This window comes from Mesobacillus sp., assembly GCF_047739415.1.
GTDB lineage: Bacteria > Bacillota > Bacilli > Bacillales > Cytobacillaceae > Mesobacillus.
Window position 1 is genome coordinate 1 of sequence record NZ_JBIQOE010000088.1, and the last position, 2,174, is coordinate 2,174.

Here is a 2,174-nt window from a genome sequence, read left to right on the forward strand (position 1 = left end):
CAGAACCGATACGGGCAGAGCGTTTATACCAGTTGGGAGTCATAAATTATCTTGTCCCTGTGGAAAAGTTACAGGAAGAAACACTGAAGCTTGCCGGTCAGCTGGCAAATGGGCCGACCAGAGCATATGGAATGATCAAGAAGCTGGTTGACCATTCAATGACAGCAACTCTGGAAGAAATTCTTGAGCAGGAACGGATCACCCAGACGATGATGGTATCTACTGAAGATCATCAAGAAGGTATTGCAGCCTTCAAAGAAAAAAGAAAACCAAAATTTACAGGCAACTAAGGAGGCAAAGTCATGAAAGCAATTCAACTGAAAGAATATGGCGGTCCGGAGGTTCTCCAATTAGTGGAGATGGAGCGCCCAGTACCTAAAGGTCATCAAGTTTTAATTGAAATCCATGCTATCGGTGTCAATTATGCCGACACAGCAAGAAGAGAAGGACAGTATGTGGTTCCAACTAAACTGCCTTTTATCCCTGGAGCGGAGATTGCGGGGATAGTTGTCGAAACAGGAGAATCCGTAACAAATGTCCAGGCAGGTGACCGCGTTGTTACCTTGATCGAATCTGAAGGTTACGCTGAGTTTGCCCTGGCTGATAGCCGCGGGCTGATTCCTTTGCAGGATGATATGGAATTTGAGCAGGCGGTCGCACTACCGCTTCAGGGTCTGAGTGCTTATCATATCCTGAAAACAATGGGACGCCTGGAAGCAGGAGAAACTGTCCTAGTCCATGCAGCAGCCGGAGGAGTCGGAACATTGGCTGTCCAGCTTGCCAAGCTATCAGGCGCAAGCAAAGTAATAGCGACTGCTAGCACAGAGGATAAACTGGCATTGGCTGCTGATATGGGAGCTGATGTCTTGATCAATTATACCGAACAAGGTTGGGAGGAAAAGGTGCTTGAGGCGACCAGCGGCAAAGGGGTCGATGTCGCCCTCGAAATGGCAGGCGGCGAGATTTTTAATAAAACCCTCAAATGTCTTGCCACATTTGGGCGTCTCGTAATCTATGGAGTTGCCAGCGGCGAGCAGAGTCGCTTTTATCCGTCTTCCTTGATGGCGAGAAACCAGTCTGTCATAGGCTTTTTCCTTCCTCAAATCATGAGGAAACCAGCATTGATTCAATCAAGTATGGCTGAAATGCTTGGTTATTTATCAAAGGGACAATTAAAGCTGACAATCGGAGGAGTATTCTCTCTCGAGCAAGCAGCTGAAGTCCATCGTCTTTTACAATCACGGCAGACGAAAGGAAAGCTGATTCTTAAACCTTAAAAAAGGGGTGTGCTGAATGGGAATGATTAATACGGTGACTGGTCCTATTAAAGCAGAGCAATTGGGAAAGACGCTGATTCATGAGCACTTTATCTTTGGATATCCCGGTTTCCAGGGAGATGTAACATTGGGTGCTTTTAATGAAGAATCAGCCCTGGAAGAGGCAATTAATATTGCCAGGTTCATGCAGAGTTTCGGTGTAAAGACCGTCGTGGATCCGACGCCAAATGAATGTGGAAGAAACCCGGAGTTTTTAAAGAAAATCTCTGAAGCTACTGGTCTCCAGATTATTTGTGCTACCGGTTACTATTACGAAGGCGAAGGAGCAACCCCTTATTTCAAGTTCAGGCAGGCATTGGGTACAGCGGAGGAAGAAATCTATCAAATGTTCAAAAAAGAGCTTACAGAAGGGATCGCAAATTCCGGAATCAGACCTGGTGTGATCAAGCTCGCATCAAGCAAGGATGAAATCACTGAGTATGAAAAGATGTTTTTCCGTGCGGGCGCCCGAGTACAACAGGAAACAGGGGCAGTCATCCTCACCCATACCCAGGAGGGGACAATGGGACCAGAGCAGGTCAGGTTACTGATTGAGAATGGTGCAGATCCAGGGAAAATTATCATCGGCCACATGTGCGGAAATACCGACCCTGAATATCATAAACAGGTATTGGACCAAGGAGTCAGGATTGGTCTAGATCGTTTCGGCATCCAGGGGATGGTTGGTGCACCGTTTGACCATGAACGGGTACAGATGCTGCTTGCTTTACTTAATGAAGGCTATGAAGATCAAATATTACTAGCACATGACACCGTGAATATCTGGCTAGGCCGACCTCCGGTTATGCCGGAACAAGCTGCGAAAATCATGGAGAACTGGCAGCCAGGCCATATTTT

The 2,174-nt window shown here is 46.8% G+C and carries 3 protein-coding genes; all 3 read left to right on the top strand.

From position 1 onward, the window contains the following. A partial coding sequence (locus ACH0QE_RS07275) for an enoyl-CoA hydratase/isomerase family protein (RefSeq protein WP_415800039.1) occupies positions 1-290 on the top strand: 290 nt, incomplete at its 5' end. Between the two features lie 12 nt (positions 291-302). Further along, positions 303-1,277, top strand: a complete 975-nt coding sequence (locus ACH0QE_RS07280) for a quinone oxidoreductase family protein (RefSeq protein WP_415800040.1) — start codon at positions 303-305, stop codon at positions 1,275-1,277. A 16-nt stretch (positions 1,278-1,293) separates the two neighbouring features. Continuing rightward, positions 1,294-2,174, top strand: an 881-nt coding sequence (locus tag ACH0QE_RS07285; RefSeq protein WP_415800041.1) for a phosphotriesterase family protein, incomplete at its 3' end; no start/stop codon positions are given.

What these genes read in the sequence shown, in the direction of transcription:
- ACH0QE_RS07280 (WP_415800040.1), top strand. Translation starts at nt 303, where the DNA reads ATGAAAGCAATTCAACTGAAAGAATATGGCGGTCCGGAGGTTCTCCAA.